Origin of the sequence: Clostridium sediminicola, assembly GCF_050402865.1 — a bacterium.
Lineage (GTDB): Bacteria > Bacillota > Clostridia > Clostridiales > Clostridiaceae > Clostridium_AF > Clostridium_AF sediminicola.
In genome coordinates this window covers 1-261 of sequence record NZ_BAABMF010000092.1, presented here as the reverse complement: position 1 = coordinate 261, position 261 = coordinate 1, and the positions used below count along the sequence as shown (strand labels likewise).

At 43.3% G+C, this 261-nt stretch carries 1 tRNA gene and 1 rRNA gene; both read right to left on the bottom strand.

Annotated elements, in window-relative coordinates:
* Nucleotides 1–76: ribosomal RNA gene (locus ACQ3F0_RS26890) — 23S ribosomal RNA — on the bottom strand; the annotation flags it as partial.
* A gap of 91 nt (nt 77–167) precedes the next feature.
* Nucleotides 168–244: transfer RNA gene (locus ACQ3F0_RS26885), tRNA-Ile, on the bottom strand.
* Between the last annotated feature and the right edge of the window lie 17 nt (nt 245–261).

The following is a 261-nucleotide window of genomic DNA, read 5'->3' as shown; positions in this document are numbered from 1 at the left end:
GCTTATCGCAGCTTATCACGTCCTTCATCGGCTCCTAGTGCCAAGGCATCCACCGTGCGCCCTTTGTAGCTTGATCTTTTAGTTATTTAATCAACTTTTTACAAAGTTTGCTCAGTTTGAGCTTTGTATTTCTTTTAATTCACTATGCAATTTTCAATGAACATAAATGGTGGGTCTAAGTGGACTCGAACCACCGACCTCACGCTTATCAGGCGTGCGCTCTAACCAGCTGAGCTATAGACCCATGTATGGTGGAGATAA